General features: G+C 60.2%; 15 protein-coding genes. 9 read left to right on the top strand and 6 right to left on the bottom strand.

Annotation, left to right across the window (positions count from 1 at the left end):
- The first annotated feature begins 45 nt into the window (after positions 1 to 45).
- From ACQ4MY_RS00800 to tldD, 3 genes are all read left to right on the top strand, one after another.
- Entirely contained in the window at positions 46 to 3,849 is a 3,804-nt protein-coding gene (locus ACQ4MY_RS00800) for a YhdP family protein (protein WP_440093191.1), read from the top strand.
- 129 nt (positions 3,850 to 3,978) lie between these two features.
- The gene (locus ACQ4MY_RS00805) at positions 3,979 to 4,839 is read left to right on the top strand and encodes a carbon-nitrogen hydrolase family protein (protein WP_440093192.1); all 861 of its coding nucleotides are present in this window, start codon (positions 3,979 to 3,981) and stop codon (positions 4,837 to 4,839) included.
- A 4-nt stretch (positions 4,840 to 4,843) separates the two neighbouring features.
- On the top strand, positions 4,844 to 6,286 hold the full coding sequence (tldD, locus tag ACQ4MY_RS00810; protein WP_008085093.1) for a metalloprotease TldD: 1,443 nt from the start codon (positions 4,844 to 4,846) through the stop codon (positions 6,284 to 6,286).
- A 105-nt stretch (positions 6,287 to 6,391) separates the two neighbouring features.
- On the opposite strand, the gene yjgA is transcribed toward tldD, so the two are convergent.
- Positions 6,392 to 6,916, bottom strand: a complete 525-nt coding sequence (gene yjgA / locus ACQ4MY_RS00815; protein WP_008085091.1) for a ribosome biogenesis factor YjgA — start codon at positions 6,914 to 6,916, stop codon at positions 6,392 to 6,394.
- A 108-nt stretch (positions 6,917 to 7,024) separates the two neighbouring features.
- On the opposite strand from yjgA, the gene pmbA reads away from it, so the two are divergent.
- The 6 genes from pmbA (at position 7,025) to ACQ4MY_RS00845 (ending at position 12,358) form a co-directional block, all read left to right on the top strand.
- Positions 7,025 to 8,371: a metalloprotease PmbA gene (gene pmbA, locus ACQ4MY_RS00820; protein ID WP_008085089.1), complete on the top strand. Its 1,347-nt coding sequence runs from the start codon at positions 7,025 to 7,027 to the stop codon at positions 8,369 to 8,371.
- Between the two features lie 217 nt (positions 8,372 to 8,588).
- Positions 8,589 to 8,996 carry a FagA protein gene (locus ACQ4MY_RS00825; RefSeq protein WP_159812153.1) on the top strand — a complete coding sequence of 136 codons (408 nt, stop codon included), beginning with the start codon at positions 8,589 to 8,591 and terminating at the stop codon, positions 8,994 to 8,996.
- Positions 8,977 to 10,353, top strand: a complete 1,377-nt coding sequence (locus ACQ4MY_RS00830; protein WP_008085085.1) for a class II fumarate hydratase — start codon at positions 8,977 to 8,979, stop codon at positions 10,351 to 10,353. Before ACQ4MY_RS00825 ends, ACQ4MY_RS00830 begins: the two co-directional genes overlap by 20 nt.
- A gap of 27 nt (positions 10,354 to 10,380) precedes the next feature.
- Entirely contained in the window at positions 10,381 to 10,821 is a 441-nt protein-coding gene (locus ACQ4MY_RS00835) for a hypothetical protein (RefSeq protein WP_008085084.1), read from the top strand.
- Between the two features lies 1 nt (position 10,822).
- The gene (locus ACQ4MY_RS00840; RefSeq protein ID WP_045123232.1) at positions 10,823 to 11,434 is read left to right on the top strand and encodes a superoxide dismutase; all 612 of its coding nucleotides are present in this window, start codon (positions 10,823 to 10,825) and stop codon (positions 11,432 to 11,434) included.
- A gap of 30 nt (positions 11,435 to 11,464) precedes the next feature.
- Positions 11,465 to 12,358: a ZIP family metal transporter gene (locus tag ACQ4MY_RS00845; RefSeq protein ID WP_440093194.1), complete on the top strand. Its 894-nt coding sequence runs from the start codon at positions 11,465 to 11,467 to the stop codon at positions 12,356 to 12,358.
- Positions 12,359 to 12,449: 91 nt separating this feature from the next.
- On the opposite strand, the gene ACQ4MY_RS00850 is transcribed toward ACQ4MY_RS00845, so the two are convergent.
- The 5 genes from ACQ4MY_RS00850 to ACQ4MY_RS00870 all read right to left on the bottom strand — a co-directional run bounded on the left by ACQ4MY_RS00850 (position 12,450) and on the right by ACQ4MY_RS00870 (position 15,949).
- Entirely contained in the window at positions 12,450 to 12,725 is a 276-nt protein-coding gene (locus ACQ4MY_RS00850; RefSeq protein ID WP_008085079.1) for an HPr family phosphocarrier protein, read from the bottom strand.
- A gap of 15 nt (positions 12,726 to 12,740) precedes the next feature.
- Positions 12,741 to 13,598, bottom strand: a complete 858-nt coding sequence (gene rapZ, locus ACQ4MY_RS00855; protein ID WP_440093196.1) for an RNase adapter RapZ — start codon at positions 13,596 to 13,598, stop codon at positions 12,741 to 12,743.
- A 2-nt stretch (positions 13,599 to 13,600) separates the two neighbouring features.
- Complete coding sequence (gene ptsN / locus ACQ4MY_RS00860) at positions 13,601 to 14,065, bottom strand: PTS IIA-like nitrogen regulatory protein PtsN (protein ID WP_008085075.1); 465 nt, start codon at positions 14,063 to 14,065, stop codon at positions 13,601 to 13,603.
- Positions 14,066 to 14,076: 11 nt separating this feature from the next.
- Entirely contained in the window at positions 14,077 to 14,385 is a 309-nt protein-coding gene (gene hpf, locus ACQ4MY_RS00865) for a ribosome hibernation-promoting factor, HPF/YfiA family (protein WP_008085073.1), read from the bottom strand.
- Between the two features lie 73 nt (positions 14,386 to 14,458).
- Positions 14,459 to 15,949, bottom strand: a complete 1,491-nt coding sequence (locus tag ACQ4MY_RS00870; RefSeq protein ID WP_008085071.1) for an RNA polymerase factor sigma-54 — start codon at positions 15,947 to 15,949, stop codon at positions 14,459 to 14,461.
- Positions 15,950 to 15,996: the final 47 nt, after the last annotated feature.

Consider the following 15,996-nt stretch of genomic DNA (forward strand, 5'->3'; position numbering starts at 1 on the left):
TGGCCTCAGCTTTTCGCAGTTTTTTTGCCATGGGAGCCAACTGACATGGAACGTCTGACACGCATTTTGGCCGCACTCACCCGTTGGGGGCTGGGCCTGTGCGCGTTGGTTCTGGTGTTGATGGCGCTTTACGTCAGTCTCGGCCGCGAACTGACCCCGCTGGTCGCCGAATACCGCACCGATATCGAAGACAAGGCCAGTGCCGCCCTCGGCATGCCCTTGCAGATTGGCGAACTGGAAGGTAGCTGGAGCGGTTTCGCGCCGATCCTGCTGGCGCATGACGTAATGGTCGGCAGCGGCGCCAATGCCTTGCGTCTGGATCAGGTGCGCGCCGTGCCGGATCTTTGGGCCAGCCTGTTGGCGCGCGAGGTGCGCATTGCCCATCTGGAACTCAATGGCCTGAAAATCAGCCTCAAGGAAGCCGAGGACGGCAGTTGGGCGCTGGAAGGTCTGCCGGTGCAGAACGATCAGCCGCTGGATGCGCAGCAGTTGTTCAACCGTTCGCAAATGATTCAGCAGCTCTCGGTGCTCGACAGTCAGGTGACCTTGCAGCCGCTGGATCACGCGCCGATGACCCTCACTTATGTCGGCCTCAATCTGAAAACCGGTGCCAGTCGCCAGCGCCTCGATGCCCGTTTGACCTTGCCGGACGGTCAACCTGTCGCGATCAACCTGCGCACGCGCCTTCGTCCGGAGCAGTGGCAGGACAGCACGGTTGAGGGCTATGCCAGCCTGCCGCAAAGCGATTGGGCGAAATGGTTGCCCGAGCGCCTGACCCAGCAATGGAATTTTTCCGAGATCAAGGCCGGTGGTGAAGTCTGGGTCGATTGGGCCAAGGGCACGCTGCAAAGTGCCGTTGTACGCCTGAACGCGCCGCAACTGAGCGGTGCGTATGGCGAGCGCAAGCCGATCCAGATCAACAATCTGGCGCTCAATGCGTATTACCAGAACAGTGACGAAGGCGCGAAGATCACGCTCGATTCGCTGGCGATGAATTTTGGCGAAACCCGTTGGGAGTCGCGTGTACAGCTACAGCAGACCCGCGCCACCGATAAGGTTGAAGAGCTCTGGCACCTGCAGGCTGACCGTCTCGATCTGACGCCCATCACGCCGCTGCTCAATGCATTGGGGCCGTTGCCGCAAGGTTTTGCCACGGTGGTCGACCATTTGAATGTCACCGGTGGGCTGCGCAATGTGCTGCTCGATTTTCGTCCCGCCGCCACCGACGGCAGCAAATTCAGCTTTGCCGCCAATCTTGATCAGATCGGTTTCGATGCTTATCACGGCGCCCCGGCGGCGCGAAATGTCAGCGGTAGCCTGAGTGGCAACCTCGACGGCGGCGAGTTGCGCATGGACAGCAAGGATTTCGTCCTGCACCTCGATCCGATTTTCGCCAAGCCATGGCAGTACATTCAGGCCAACGCGCGCTTGACCTGGAAGCTCGATAAAGACGGTTTCACCCTGATTGCGCCGTACCTGAAGGTACTGGGCGAAGAGGGCAAGATTGCCGGTGATTTCCTGATTCGCCTGCATTTCGATCACAGCCAGGAAGACTACATGGACCTGCGGGTCGGGCTGGTCGATGGCGACGGTCGCTACACCGCCAAGTACCTGCCTGAGGTGCTGAGCCCGGCGCTCGATGAGTGGCTGCGTACCGCGATTCTCAAAGGCGCAGTCGATCAGGGCTTCTTCCAGTATCAAGGTTCGTTGAGCAAAAACGCCGGCGAGGCCGACCGCAGCATCAGCCTGTTCTTCAAGGTGCATGACGCCGAACTGGCGTTCCAGCCGGGCTGGCCGCACGTGAGCAAGGTCAGCGGGGATGTCTTCATCGAGGACAGCGGAGTGCGCATCTGGGCCAGCAAGGGCCAGTTGCTCGACACTCAGGTCAGCGATGTCTTCGTCAATATTCCCCATGTGCCGTCCGGGCAGAACACGCATTTGCTCCTCGATGGCGCGTTTGCCGGAGGTTTGGGCGATGGTTTGAAGATCTTGCAGGACGCGCCAATCGGTACGGGTGAAACGTTTGCTGGCTGGGAGGGCTCAGGTGATCTGCAAGGCAAACTGAAGCTCGATGTTCCGCTGGCCAACGGCGATCAGCCGAAAATTCTCGTCGACTTCAAAACCGCCAATGCCCGCCTGAAACTGGCCGAGCCGAAGCTGGAACTGACTCAGCTCAAGGGGGATTTCCGCTTTGACAGCGCCAAAGGCCTCAGCGGTCAGAACATCGCCGCGCGGGCGTTCGACAAACCGGTGACGGCGCAGATTTTTGCCGACGGCAGCCCCGGCAAGCTGAAAACCCGGGTCGCCGCGTCGGGGCAAGTCGAGGTGAAGAAACTCACCGACTGGCTGGGCGTGACGCAACCGTTGCCGGTGACCGGGACGATTCCTTATCAGTTGCAACTGAACCTTGACGGTGCGGACAGCCAATTGTTGGTCAGCTCCAGCATGAAAGGCGTGGCGGTGGATCTGCCTGCACCGTTTGGCATGGCCGCCGATGTCGGCCGCGACACTGTGTTCCGCATGACCCTGCAGGGGCAGGAACGTCGATATTGGGTCAATTACGATCAACTGGCCAATTTCACCTTCGCCGCGCCGCCCACCAGTTTTGCCGACGGTCGCGGTGAGTTGTTCCTCGGTTCCGGTGAGGCCGTACTTCCGGGAGCCAAGGGGCTGCGTATTCGTGGCGTGCTCTCGGAACTGGACGTCGCGCCGTGGCAGGATCTGGTCAGCAAGTACGCCGGACAGGATCCCGGCGGCAGTGCCAAACAGTTGCTCAGCAGCGCCGATTTCAAGGTTGGCAAGTTGACGGCGTTCGGCACTACGCTGGATCAGGCTTCCGTGCAATTGAACCGCAAGCCCGGCACCTGGGCGCTGGCCCTCGACAGCCAGCAGGCCAAAGGCGCGGCCAGTGTGCCGGATGCCAAAGGTGTGCCGATTGTGGTGAGCCTGCAGTACGTGAAATTGCCGGCGCCGGACCCGACGGTGCAGGCCGATGAAAACGCACCTGATCCATTGGTGTCGGTTGATCCGACGAAAATCCCGGCGCTGGATCTCACCATCAATCAACTGTTCCAGGGCCAGGATCTGGTCGGTGGCTGGTCGCTCAAGGTGCGACCGACGCCTAAAGGCATCGCCTTGAACAGCCTCGACATGGGCCTCAAAGGCATCCTCTTGCAAGGCAACGGCGGCTGGGAAGGCGCGCCGGGTTCGACCAACAGCTGGTTCAAGGGCCGGATCGGCGGCAAGAACCTCGCCGATGTGCTCAAGGGCTGGGGCTTCGCGCCGAGCGTGACCAGCGAAGAATTCCACATGGACGTTGATGGCCGCTGGCCAGGCTCGCCGGCCTGGCTGGCGACCAAGCGCTTCTCCGGCACGCTGGATGCCTCGTTGAACAAGGGCCAGTTTGTTGAAGTGGAGGGCGGAGCCCAGGCGCTGCGGGTGTTTGGTTTGCTCAACTTCAATTCGATTGGCCGCCGCCTGCGCCTGGACTTCTCCGATTTGTTTGGCAAAGGCCTGAGCTATGACCGGGTCAAAGGGCTGCTGGTGGCAACCAACGGTGTTTACGATACGAAGGAACCGATTCGCCTGACCGGGCCGTCGAGTAATCTGGAACTCAACGGCAAGCTGGATCTGGTGGCCGAGCAAGTCGACGCCAAGCTGTTGGTGACGCTGCCGGTGACCAATAATCTGCCGATCGCTGCGCTGCTCGTTGGCGCGCCGGCGGTCGGCGGTGCGCTGTTCCTGATCGACAAGCTGATCGGTGACCGCGTGGCTCGTTTCGCCAGTGTCAAATACACCGTCAAAGGCCCGTGGAAAGAGCCGAAAATCACCTTCGACAAGCCTTTTTAACTAGCAGACACTACCCCCCTGTAGGAGCTGCCGCAGGCTGCGATCTTTTGATTTTTTTAAAAACCAGATCAAAAGATCGCAGCCTGCGGCAGCTCCTACAGGGTTGTGTGTAGATTCCGAGGAGTGGCCATGTCTTTAGCGGTGATTCAAATGGTCAGCCAGACCGACGTACTGGCCAATCTGGTTCAGGCCCGGCGCTTGCTCGAACAGGCTGCGGCCGGCGGTGCGAAGCTGGCAGTGCTGCCGGAAAACTTCGCCGCCATGGGCCGTCGCGACGTTGCCGACATCGGCCGTGCCGAAGCATTGGGCGAAGGACCGATCCTGCCATGGTTGAAACAGACCGCCCGCGACCTCAAGTTATGGATAGTGGCTGGCACGTTGCCGTTGCCGCCGGTAGGTCAGCCGAGGGGCAAGGCCAATGCCTGTTCGTTGCTGGTCGATGAACACGGCGAGTTTGTTGCGCGCTACGACAAGTTGCATCTGTTTGATGTCGATGTAGCGGACAATCGTGGCCGTTACCGCGAATCCGATGACTATGCTTATGGCAGTGGTGTGGTGGTGGCGGACACGCCGGTGGGTAAATTGGGCCTGACCGTGTGTTACGACTTGCGCTTCCCGGAGCTTTACAGCGAATTGCGCGCCGCCGGTGCTGAATTGATTACCGCACCGTCGGCGTTTACTGCGGTGACCGGGGCGGCGCATTGGGACGTGCTGATTCGCGCACGGGCCATCGAAACCCAGTGTTATGTGTTGGCGGCAGCGCAGGGCGGTACCCATCCGGGGCCGCGCGAAACCTTCGGCCATGCGGCGATTGTCGACCCATGGGGCCGCGTGCTGACGCAGCAGGATCAAGGCGAAGCGGTGTTGTTGGCCGAGCGCGATAGCAATGAACAAGCGTCCATCAGGGCGCGAATGCCGGTGACGCGTCATCGGCGGTTTTTCTCGCAGGGCGCACAGCGGCCTGCTTCAGAACATGAATTTAAGGCGTAAACCTATGAGCGAGTTGTTGTCCTCAGTCAGTGATCACCTGTTGGCACCGGGCGGCGTGACCATCGAGAGCCTGCAAGGCGTACTCGGCGATCTGGCCGGTCCGGGCATCGATGCCGCCGACCTGTATTTTCAGGGACAGATCTCCGAGTCCTGGGCACTGGAAGACGGCATCGTCAAGGAAGGCAGCTTCAACCTCGACCAGGGCGTTGGCGTGCGCGCGCAATCCGGTGAGAAAACCGGTTTCGCCTATAGCAACGCGATCACCCTCGAAGCCCTCGGCGCGGCGGCCCGTGCGGCGCGTTCGATCTCCCGTGCCGGGCAGAACGGCACGGTGCAGGCGTTCACCAGCCAAGACGTCGCCCAGTTGTACGCGCCGGATAACCCGCTGGAAGTGCTGAGCCGGGCCGAGAAAGTCGAATTGCTCAAGAGCATCGACGTCGCGACCCGCGCGCTCGATCCGCGTATCCAGCAGGTCAGTGTCAGTATGGCCGGGGTCTGGGAGCGGATTCTGGTGGCGTCAACCGATGGCGGTCTGGCTGCCGATGTGCGGCCGCTGGTGCGCTTCAACGTCAGCGTCATCGTTGAGCAGAATGGCCGTCGCGAGCGCGGCGGGCATGGCGGCGGCGGGCGTACCGATTACCGTTATTTCCTCGCCGAAGACCGCGCCATGGGCTATGCCCGTGAAGCGTTGCGTCAGGCGCTGGTGAACCTCGAAGCGATCCCGGCACCGGCCGGTACTTTTCCGGTGGTGCTGGGTTCGGGCTGGTCTGGCGTGCTGTTGCACGAAGCCGTCGGCCACGGTCTGGAAGGCGATTTTAACCGCAAGGGCAGTTCGGCTTACAGCGGGCGCATGGGCGAAATGGTTGCCTCGAAGCTTTGCACCATCGTCGATGACGGCACCTTGAGCGGTCGTCGCGGTTCGCTGAGTGTCGACGACGAAGGCACGCCGACCGAGTGCACCACGCTGATCGAAAACGGCGTGCTCAAGGGTTATATGCAGGACAAGCTCAACGCGCGTCTGATGGGCGTGGCCCGTACCGGTAACGGTCGTCGTGAATCCTACGCGCATCTGCCGATGCCACGGATGACCAACACCTACATGCTCGGTGGCGAGAGCGATCCGGCGGAAATCATTGCGTCGGTGAAGAAGGGCATCTACTGCGCCAACCTCGGCGGCGGTCAGGTCGACATCACCAGCGGCAAGTTTGTGTTCTCCACCAGCGAGGCGTATCTGATCGAAGACGGCAAGATTACCGCGCCGGTCAAAGGCGCGACGTTGATCGGCAACGGCCCTGAGGCAATGAGCCGGGTGTCGATGGTCGGTAACGATCTGGCGCTGGACAGCGGTGTAGGTACGTGCGGCAAGGATGGGCAGTCGGTGCCGGTAGGCGTGGGTCAGCCGACGCTGAAAATCGATGCGATCACCGTGGGTGGCACGGGCGCATAAAGAAACGTGTGTAGGAGCTGCCGCAGGCTGCGATCTTTGTTTTTAAAGATCAAAAGATCGTCCGATCGCGGCCCGAGCCTTCGGCAGCTCCTACAAGGGATGAGATTAACGCAGGCCGCGTTGAGTCTCGTCCAACTCACGGATGTACTTGAAGATCTTGCGGCTGGAAGCAGGAGGTTTGTTTTGCGCAACCTCGTGCTGAGCCTGACGGATCAGGGAACGCAATTGCTGGCGATCGGCGTCCGGGTACTCGACGACGAATTTTTCCAGCACGGCGTCGTCGCCCGCGATCAGGCGATCGCGCCAGCGTTCCAGGTTATGGAAACGCTCGTTGTATTGGCGAGTGGAGGCATCGAGTTGATCGAGCAAGGTCAGAATCGCGTCAGTGTCCTGATCGCGCATCAGTTTGCCGATGAACTGCAAATGCCGTTTACGCGCGATATTCGCGGTGTGCTTGGGCGCATCGGCCAAGGCACGGCGCATCGCGTCGGTCAGTGGCAGTTTTGCCACCAAGTCAGGCTTGAGTGTTGTAAGGCGCTCGCCAAGGTCAACCAGAGCATGTAGCTCGCGTTTGACCTGAGATTTGCTTTTTTCTCCCGTATCGAGGGAGTCGTCGTAAGAATCAACCATGGTGGCAGTCCGCAAAGAAACGCCGCCATGATAACCAGTCGGGGGCCGCTTGTCCGGCCCGGTCGCTCGATGGCCCCAGCCGAAAGCAGAATTTGAGTGGAGATGAGCATGAGTGCAGTTGAAAGCGTCGGCCCGCAGGCTTTGCCGGCACTGCAAGAACAGGTCGAGCAGATCATTGCCGAAGCCAAGCGTCAGGGCGCCAGTGCCTGCGAAGTGGCGGTGTCGCTGGAACAGGGCTTGTCCACTTCGGTGCGTCAGCGCGAGGTCGAAACAGTCGAGTTCAACCGCGATCAGGGGTTTGGCATCACGCTGTACGTCGGCCAGCGCAAAGGCTCGGCCAGCACGTCCGCCACCGGGCCGGAGGCGATTCGCGAAACCGTCGCGGCGGCATTGGCGATTGCCAAGCACACCTCTGAAGACGAAGCCTCGGGCCTGGCAGATGCCGCGCTGATGGCTCGCGAGCAGCAGGATTTCGATCTGTTCCACGAATGGGACATCACCCCGGAGCAGGCCATCGAGAAGGCGCTGATCTGCGAAGCGGCGGCGTTCGATGCCGACGCGCGGATCAAGAACGCCGATGGCACCACGCTGAGCACGCATCAAGGCTGCCGCGTTTACGGCAACAGCCACGGTTTTATCGGTGGCTACGCCTCGACCCGGCACAGCCTCAGCTGCGTGATGATTGCCGAAGCCGATGGCCAGATGCAGCGCGATTATTGGTATGACGTCAGCCGTCAGGGCACCTTGCTGGCCGACCCGGTGAGCATCGGTCAGCGTGCGGCGCAGCGGGCGGCGAGCCGTCTGGGCGCGCGGCCGGTACCGACCTGTGAAGTGCCGGTGTTGTTTTCAGCGGAACTGGCCGGTGGCTTGTTCGGCAGTTTCCTCTCGGCGGTGTCTGGCGGCAGCTTGTATCGCAAGTCGTCGTTCCTCGAAGGCACGCTGGGGCAGAAGCTGTTTCCGGAATGGTTGACCATCGATGAGCGTCCGCACCTGATGCGCGCGATGGGCAGCGCTTCGTACGACGGTGATGGTCTGGCGACGTACGCCAAACCGTTCGTCGAAAAGGGCGAGTTGGTCTCGTACATCCTCGGCACGTATTCCGGGCGCAAACTCGGCATGCCGAGCACCGCCAACGCCGGCGGCGTGCATAACCTGTTCGTCACCCATGGCGACGAAGACCAGGCGGCGCTGTTGAAGCGTATGGGCCGTGGCTTGTTGGTCACCGAATTGATGGGCCATGGTCTGAATATGGTCACCGGTGACTATTCGCGCGGCGCGGCGGGTTTCTGGGTCGAGAACGGCGAAATCCAGTTCGCGGTGCAGGAAGTCACCATCGCCGGCAACATGCGCGACATGTTCAAGCAGATCGTCGCGGTGGGTAATGACCTGGAGCTGCGCAGCAATATTCGCACGGGTTCGGTGTTGATCGAACGGATGACGGTAGCGGGCAGCTAAGCCCCAACCCTCACAAAAAAAGGCGCGCCATCCACCCGGATGGCGCGCCTTTTTCATTCCTGCCCTGTAGGAGCTGCCGAAGGCTGCGATCTTTTGATTTTGCTTTGAAAGACAAGATCAAAAGATCGCAGCCTGCGGCAGCTCCTACACAAGTGCTCTTGTTTTGGTTCTCATTATCATCTAATAATAAATCTCATTATCGGATGGGCCCCGGATCATGAGTTCTGCCTTGCACGAGCAGCCGTACCTCGAAAGCTGGCGCTGGATGAGTCGTCAGATCCGTTGCGCGATGGATCCTGACGAACCGCGCCTGATCGAACATTACCTGGCCGAAGGCCGGTACCTGTCTTGCTGCACCGCGACCTCACCGTGGACGGTCGCCGAAACCTCCTTCCGCTTGCTGCTCGACACCGCCACCGACATCGCCTTGCCGTGGCACTGGCGCAGCCTCTGTCTCGATCAAGCCTGGCGCCCATTGCGTGAAATGGAGCGCCTGTCGCTGTGCAAATGCCGGCTCAAGCGCTGGCAACGCTACACCTGGCAGCTCGCCACTTGCGAATTGCTTCCCTCGATTCCTCTTATTGAACTGGTGCAAGGATTTTCAGATGACCAAGACACGTATTGAGCGCGACAGCATGGGCGAACTGCAGGTGCCGGTGGACGCTCTCTACGGCGCGCAGACCCAGCGCGCAGTGGATAACTTCCCGATCAGCGGCAAGCCGATGCCCAAACAATTCATCCGCGCGTTGATCCTCGCCAAAGCCGCCGCGGCTCGGGCCAACGTCGAGCTTAATCAGATCAGCGCCGCACAGGGCAAAGCCATCAGCGACGCCGCCCAAGGTTTGCTTGAAGGCGATTTCATGCAGCATTTCCCGGTGGATATCTTCCAGACCGGCTCCGGCACCAGCTCGAACATGAACGCCAATGAAGTGATCGCCACCCTGGCCAGCCGTCTGCTCGACGAGCCGGTGAACGCCAATGATCACGTCAACTGCGGCCAGAGCAGCAACGACATCATCCCGACCACCATCCACGTCAGCGCCGCGTTGGCCCTGCACGAACAACTGCTGCCAGCGCTGCTGCACCTGGTGCAGGTGATCGAGCGCAAAGCCGAGCAAGTGCATCACCACGTCAAAACCGGCCGCACGCATTTGATGGACGCAATGCCGGTGCGCATGAGCCAGGTACTCAACGGCTGGGCGCAGCAGCTCAAGGCCAATATCGCTCATCTGCAGGATCTGCTGCCAAGCCTGCAATCGCTGGCGCAGGGCGGTACGGCGGTCGGCACCGGGATCAACGCGCACCCTGAGTTCGCCGCGCGTTTCAGCCGTCAGCTCAGCCAATTGACCGACGTGCAATTCACGCCGGGCAAGGATCTGTTCGCGCTGATCGGCTCGCAGGACACCGCCGTCGCCGTCTCCGGCCAACTCAAAGCCATCGCCGTGTCGCTGATGAAAATCGCCAACGACCTGCGCTGGATGAACTCCGGCCCGCTCGCCGGTCTCGGTGAAATCGAACTGGAGGCGCTGCAACCAGGCTCGTCGATCATGCCGGGCAAGGTCAATCCGGTGATTCCGGAAGCCACCGCGATGGTCGCCGCGCAAGTGATCGGCAACGATTCGGTGATCACCATTGCCGGCCAGTCGGGCAACTTTGAGCTGAACGTGATGCTGCCGATCATCGCGCAGAACCTGTTGAGCAGCATCGAACTGCTGGCCAATTCCAGCCGCCTGCTGGGTGACAAAGCCATCGCCAGCTTCAAGGTCAACGAATCGCGCTTGAAAGAGGCGTTGTCGCGCAACCCGATTCTGGTCACCGCACTCAACCCGATCATCGGTTACCAGAAGGCTGCCGAAATCGCCAAGCAGGCCTACAAGGAAGGTCGCGCGGTGATCGATGTCGCTCTGGAACACACCGACCTGTCGCGCAGCCAACTGGAAGAGTTGCTCAATCCCGAGAAACTCACCGCCGGCGGCGTGTAAGCACCGCAACCGCTTTGGAGGCTCACCATGGAGCACTGGAAACGCACGATCGAACGGGCCAATCGCTGCTTCATGCTGGGCGAACTGATCGATGCCCGTGAGGCTTACCTGCAAGCCCTGGCCTTGGCACAAGTGTTGTACGAGCGCTGGGCAGATGCCGACGAAGCGGTGGCGGCCTGCGTCATCTCCCACCACAACCTCGCGGATTTGCACCTGCGCCTGAATCAGCCGGAGGAGAGCGCCGAATACCTCTGCGCCATCCACCAACGGCTGTTGCAGACCATGCAGGACGAGCGCCTGCGCCCGGCGCTGCGTGAAGCGGCGCTGCGCCAGAGCAGCAAGACTTACGTCGAGCTGCTGAATTTCATCAGCGAGCACGGCGAATACCCGCGCACTCAGCGCCTGCTGCACCCGGATACCGGCAATGCGCGCCGCGCGCCTGCCCCACATCACCATGGAGTCCATTGAAATGGCTTTTACCTTGCCTGCCTTGCCTTACGCCTACGACGCATTGGAACCGCACATCGATGCGCAGACCATGGAGATTCACTACACCAAGCATCACCAGACCTACATCAACAACCTCAACGCTGCGGTAGAAGGCACTGAGTACGCTGAATGGCCGGTGGAAAAACTGGTCGCCAGCGTCAAGGAGTTGCCGGAGAAACTCCGTGCCGCGGTGATCAATCAGGGCGGCGGTCACGCCAACCACTCGCTGTTCTGGGAAGTAATGGTGCCAAGCGGCGGCGGCAAACCGGATGGCGCGCTGGCCAAGGCAATCGATGAGCAGTTGGGCGGCCTCGACAGCTTCAAGGAAGCCTTCACCAAAGCCGCGCTGACCCGTTTCGGCAGCGGCTGGGCCTGGCTCAGCGTGACCCCGGAGAAGAAATTGATCGTGGAAAGCAGCGGCAACCAGGACAGCCCGCTGATGAACGGCAACACGCCGATTCTCGGTCTCGACGTCTGGGAGCATGCCTACTACCTGCGTTACCAGAACCGTCGCCCGGAATACATCAACGCGTTCTACAACGTGATCAATTGGCCTGAAGTTGCTGCGCGCTATCAGGCCGCACTGGTTTAAGTCTTCTATAAAAACAATCCAAGGCTGACTATGGGCACTGAAACACTGGCGATCGGAAGTGGGCGTATGTTTCGTTACGCAGTGGGATCGCTATTGCTGTTGGCGGGCATGACCTTGCTGGTTGCCCACGGACTGGCATGGCTGAATCTCGAACCGCGGCTGTTGCGGGCGTTGCAGGGTGGCGCGATCTGCGCGCTCGGCACGGCGCTTGGTGCGGTGCCGGTGCTGGTGATTCGGCGCATGCCGCAGGCACTCAGCGATACGTTGCTGGGGTTTGGTGCCGGGGTGATGCTGGCGGCGACGGCGTTTTCGCTGATCGTGCCGGGCATTGCCGCTGCCGAAAGTCTTGGTTTGACGCCGTGGGGCGCCAGTGGCCTGATCTGCTTCGGCATCATGCTCGGCGCATTCGGGCTGTATCTGGTTGATCTCAAGGTTTCCGGCGCGTCTCCGGAAATGCTCGTCGGCACCGTCGAGCACCCGGTGATTCCGCCACGGATCTGGCTGTTTGTGTTTGCGATCATTGCCCATAACATTCCTGAAGGCATGGCCGTCGGCGTGTCTGCCGGTGGCGGCATGCCGGATGCGGACAGCCTGGCCATGGGCATCGCTTTGCAGGATGTGCCGGAAGGTCTGGTGATTGCGCTGGTATTGGCCGGGGCAGGGATGTCGCGGGTGAAGGCGTTTATGATTGGCGCGGCGTCAGGCCTGGTCGAGCCGGTGTTTGCGCTGTTGTGCGCGTGGCTGGTCAGTCTGGCCCAGGTGTTGTTGCCATTAGGTTTGGCGCTGGCGGCGGGGGCGATGTTGCTGGTGGTGACCCACGAAGTGATCCCCGAGTCGCGACGCAATGGTCATGACAAATTGGCCAGCCTTGGTTTGTTGAGCGGGTTTTGTCTGATGATGGTGATGGATACTGCATTAGGTTGAAGATCAAAAGATCGCAGCCTTCGGCAGCTCCTACATTGGAATGCGTTCACTGTAGGAGCTGCCGAAGGCTGCGATCTTTTGATGTTGGCTGTCAGCCGCCTTCATCGAAGTAGTTGTTGATCAACGCGACCAACGCATCCAGTGCTTCCTGTTCCTGATGCCCTTCAGTACTCAGATAGATCTTGGTGCCCTTGCCAGCCGCCAGCATCATCATCGCCATGATGCTTTTGCCATCAACCGTGGTCTCAGGCGTGCGACCCACTCTGATCGTGCAATCCGGATACTGCCCGGCCACTCCAACAAACTTGGCCGATGCGCGGGCATGCAGGCCCAGTTTGTTGATGATTTCGATTTCCAGAGCAGGCATCGCGGTGTGAATCCTTTAAGTGAGGTCGCGGTGGCGAACCTGGACGTTCTTCAGGGTTTTCTGCAGGGCCTGACCCAGGCGTTCAGTCAGGTAGACGGAGCGGTGATGCCCGCCGGTGCAGCCAATGGCAATGGTCACATAGGCACGATTGCTCGCGGCAAAACGTGGTAGCCACTTGTGCAGGTAGGTGAAGATGTCCTGAAACATTTCTTCAACGTCGGGCTGTGCTGCCAGATACTCGGCCACCGGTGCATCGAGGCCGGACTGTTCGCGCAATTCCGGTTTCCAGTAGGGGTTGGGCAGGCAGCGCACATCAAAGACCAGATCTGCATCCACCGGCATGCCGCGCTTGAAACCGAATGACTCGACCAGAAACGCCGTGCCCGGCTCCGGCTGATTCAGCAGACGCAGCTTGATGGTGTCGCGCAACTGGTACAGGTTCAGATTGGTGGTGTTGATCTTCAGGTCGGCGAGATCGGCGATCGGGCCGAGCAGGGCAGTTTCATCGTGAATCGCTTCGGCCAGCGAGCGGTTGGCATTGCTCAGCGGGTGGCGGCGGCGAGTTTCGGAGAAACGCTTGAGCAGGGTTTCTTCATCGGCATCAAGATAAAGCACATCACATTGAATGTGCTTGCTGCGGGCATCTTCGAGCAGTTCGGGAAAGCGGCTCAGGTGACTCGGCAGGTTGCGCGCGTCAATCGACACGGCGACCAGCGGTTGCGCAAGCTCCGTGTGGATCAGTGCGCGCTCGGCCAGCTCTGGCAGCAAACCTGCCGGCAGGTTGTCGATGCAGTAGTAACCGTTGTCCTCAAGGACATCAAGGGCGGTGCTTTTACCCGAGCCGGAACGGCCGCTGACGATGATCAAGCGCATGATTACTGCCCGTTTTGCTCGTCCAGAACGACCTGGTACAAGGCTTCGTTGCTCGCGGCGCTGCGCAATTTGTCACGCACGTCCTTGCGGTCGAGCATGCTGGCGATCTGACGCAGCAACTCCAGGTGCGCATCGGTAGCGGCTTCCGGGACCAGCAAGACAAACAGCAGGTCAACCGGCGCGCCGTCAATGGCGTCGAAATCGATGGGGGCTTGAAGGTGCATCAACGCACTGATGGGCGTTTCGCAGCCTTTGAGGCGGCAGTGAGGAATGGCGATGCCGTTGCCAAAACCGGTAGAACCGAGTTTTTCACGGGCAATCAGGGCCTCGAAGACATCTTGCATCTCCAGATCCGGCACTTCGCGGGCGATCAGGTTGGCAATTTGTTCGAGGGCTTTCTTTTTACTGCCGCCCGGCACGTTCACGAGGGAACGGCCGGGGGTCAGGATACTTTCAAGTCGGATCATGGGGTGGGGGGTTATCGACCGGTCGCGCCCTGGAGCAGGCTCTGGGTCTTTTCCTTATGCTTTTTGAGTTGTTTATCCAGCTTGTCGGTCAAGGCGTCGATCGCCGCGTACATATCGGTATGTTCCGCGTTGGCGACCACTTCGCTGCCGGGAATATGCAAGGTGGCTTCGATTTTCTGCTTCAGCTTTTCGACGCACATCGTGACCTGCACGTTGGTGATCTTGTCGAAATGGCGCTCCAGTCGTTGGAGTTTTTCCTCGATATAGGAACGCAGAGGTTGGGTCACTTCCAGTTGGTGTCCACTGATGTTGACTTGCATGCAGCTTCTCCTTCGTTGCCAGTGCATAAAGCGGCAGGCTGGATAGCCTGCCACTGGAACGCTGTAACGTGGCTTACATCAACCGCTTGCGTTCGCTCGAAGGCGCGATCCCTAAGGATTCGCGGTACTTGGCGACGGTGCGGCGAGCCACCTGAATGCCTTGTGCCTCCAGTAAACCAGCGATCTTGCTGTCACTCAACGGCTTTTTCTGATTTTCCGCGGCAACCAGTTTTTTGATGATCGCGCGAATCGCCGTGGACGAGCATTCGCCGCCTTCGGAGGTGCTGACGTGGCTTGAGAAAAAGTATTTCAGCTCATAAATACCGCGCGGGGTATGCATGAATTTCTGTGTGGTCACCCGGGAAATCGTTGATTCATGCATGCCCACCGCTTCGGCGATGTCGTGCAGGACCAGCGGTTTCATGGCTTCGTCGCCGTACTCCAGAAAACCGCGCTGATGCTCGACGATCTGGGTGGCAACTTTCATCAGGGTTTCATTGCGGCTCTGCAGGCTCTTGATGAACCAGCGCGCTTCCTGCAACTGATTGCGCATGAAGGTGTTGTCGGCGCTGGTGTCGGCGCGACGGACGAATCCGGCGTATTGCGCATTGACGCGCAGGCGTGGCACCGATTCCTGATTCAGCTCGACCAGCCAGCGCTCGTTGTCCTTGCGCACGATCACGTCAGGCACAACGTACTCGGCCTCAGTGGATTCGATCTGCGAACCCGGACGCGGATTGAGGCTCTGCACCAGCTCGATGACCTGGCGCAGCTCGTCTTCCTTGAGCTTCATGCGGCGCATCAACTGGCTGTAATCGCGACTGCCAAGCAGGTCGATGTAGTCCGTGACCAGACGCTTGGCTTCTGCCAGCCATGGTGTCTTGGCCGGCAACTGGCGCAATTGCAGCAACAGGCATTCGCCAAGGTTGCGCGCACCGATACCGGCCGGTTCGAATTGCTGGATGCGGTGCAGGACGGCTTCAATCTCGTCCAGCTCGATGTCCAGTTCCGGGTCGAACGCTTCGAGGATTTCTTCGAGGGTTTCGTCCAGATAGCCCTGATTGTTGATGCAATCGATCAGGGTCACGGCGATCAGGCGATCGGTGTCGGACATCGGGGCGAGGTTCAGTTGCCACAGCAGGTGGCTTTGCAGGCTTTCGCCGGCGGAGGTGCGGGTGGTGAAATCCCACTCGTCATCGTCGCTGCTGGGCAGGCTGCTGGCGCTGGTCTGGTAGACGTCTTCCCAGGCGGTGTCGACCGGCAGTTCGTTGGGAATGCGTTCGCTCCAATCGCCTTCTTCGAGGTTGTCGACGGTCGGCGCGGTTTCCTGGTAGGACGGTTCCTGGATCTCGGCGGGCTTCTGTTCAGCGTTGTCGGCCAAGGGGTCGGAATTGTCGAAGTCTTCGCCTTCTTCCTGGCGTTCGAGCATCGGATTGGATTCCAGTGCCTCCTGGATTTCCTGTTGCAGATCCAGGGTCGACAATTGGAGCAGGCGGATGGCCTGTTGCAGCTGCGGTGTCATCGTCAGCTGCTGGCCCATTCTCAAGACTAGCGATGGTTTCATGGCAGGGGCTTAACACCTTATTCGCCGGCGCTATGCGCCATCCACTA

Origin of the sequence: Pseudomonas sp. SM4, assembly GCF_051913165.1 — a bacterium.
Lineage (GTDB): Bacteria > Pseudomonadota > Gammaproteobacteria > Pseudomonadales > Pseudomonadaceae > Aquipseudomonas.

What these genes read in the sequence shown, in the direction of transcription:
- ACQ4MY_RS00800 (WP_440093191.1), top strand. Translation starts at nt 46, where the DNA reads ATGGAACGTCTGACACGCATTTTGGCCGCACTCACCCGTTGGGGGCTG.
- ACQ4MY_RS00805 (WP_440093192.1), top strand. Translation starts at nt 3,979, where the DNA reads ATGTCTTTAGCGGTGATTCAAATGGTCAGCCAGACCGACGTACTGGCC.
- tldD (WP_008085093.1), top strand. Translation starts at nt 4,844, where the DNA reads ATGAGCGAGTTGTTGTCCTCAGTCAGTGATCACCTGTTGGCACCGGGC.
- yjgA (WP_008085091.1), bottom strand. Translation starts at nt 6,916, where the DNA reads ATGGTTGATTCTTACGACGACTCCCTCGATACGGGAGAAAAAAGCAAA.
- pmbA (WP_008085089.1), top strand. Translation starts at nt 7,025, where the DNA reads ATGAGTGCAGTTGAAAGCGTCGGCCCGCAGGCTTTGCCGGCACTGCAA.
- ACQ4MY_RS00825 (WP_159812153.1), top strand. Translation starts at nt 8,589, where the DNA reads ATGAGTTCTGCCTTGCACGAGCAGCCGTACCTCGAAAGCTGGCGCTGG.
- ACQ4MY_RS00830 (WP_008085085.1), top strand. Translation starts at nt 8,977, where the DNA reads ATGACCAAGACACGTATTGAGCGCGACAGCATGGGCGAACTGCAGGTG.
- ACQ4MY_RS00835 (WP_008085084.1), top strand. Translation starts at nt 10,381, where the DNA reads ATGGAGCACTGGAAACGCACGATCGAACGGGCCAATCGCTGCTTCATG.
- ACQ4MY_RS00840 (WP_045123232.1), top strand. Translation starts at nt 10,823, where the DNA reads ATGGCTTTTACCTTGCCTGCCTTGCCTTACGCCTACGACGCATTGGAA.
- ACQ4MY_RS00845 (WP_440093194.1), top strand. Translation starts at nt 11,465, where the DNA reads ATGGGCACTGAAACACTGGCGATCGGAAGTGGGCGTATGTTTCGTTAC.
- ACQ4MY_RS00850 (WP_008085079.1), bottom strand. Translation starts at nt 12,725, where the DNA reads ATGCCTGCTCTGGAAATCGAAATCATCAACAAACTGGGCCTGCATGCC.
- rapZ (WP_440093196.1), bottom strand. Translation starts at nt 13,598, where the DNA reads ATGCGCTTGATCATCGTCAGCGGCCGTTCCGGCTCGGGTAAAAGCACC.
- ptsN (WP_008085075.1), bottom strand. Translation starts at nt 14,065, where the DNA reads ATGATCCGACTTGAAAGTATCCTGACCCCCGGCCGTTCCCTCGTGAAC.
- hpf (WP_008085073.1), bottom strand. Translation starts at nt 14,385, where the DNA reads ATGCAAGTCAACATCAGTGGACACCAACTGGAAGTGACCCAACCTCTG.
- ACQ4MY_RS00870 (WP_008085071.1), bottom strand. Translation starts at nt 15,949, where the DNA reads ATGAAACCATCGCTAGTCTTGAGAATGGGCCAGCAGCTGACGATGACA.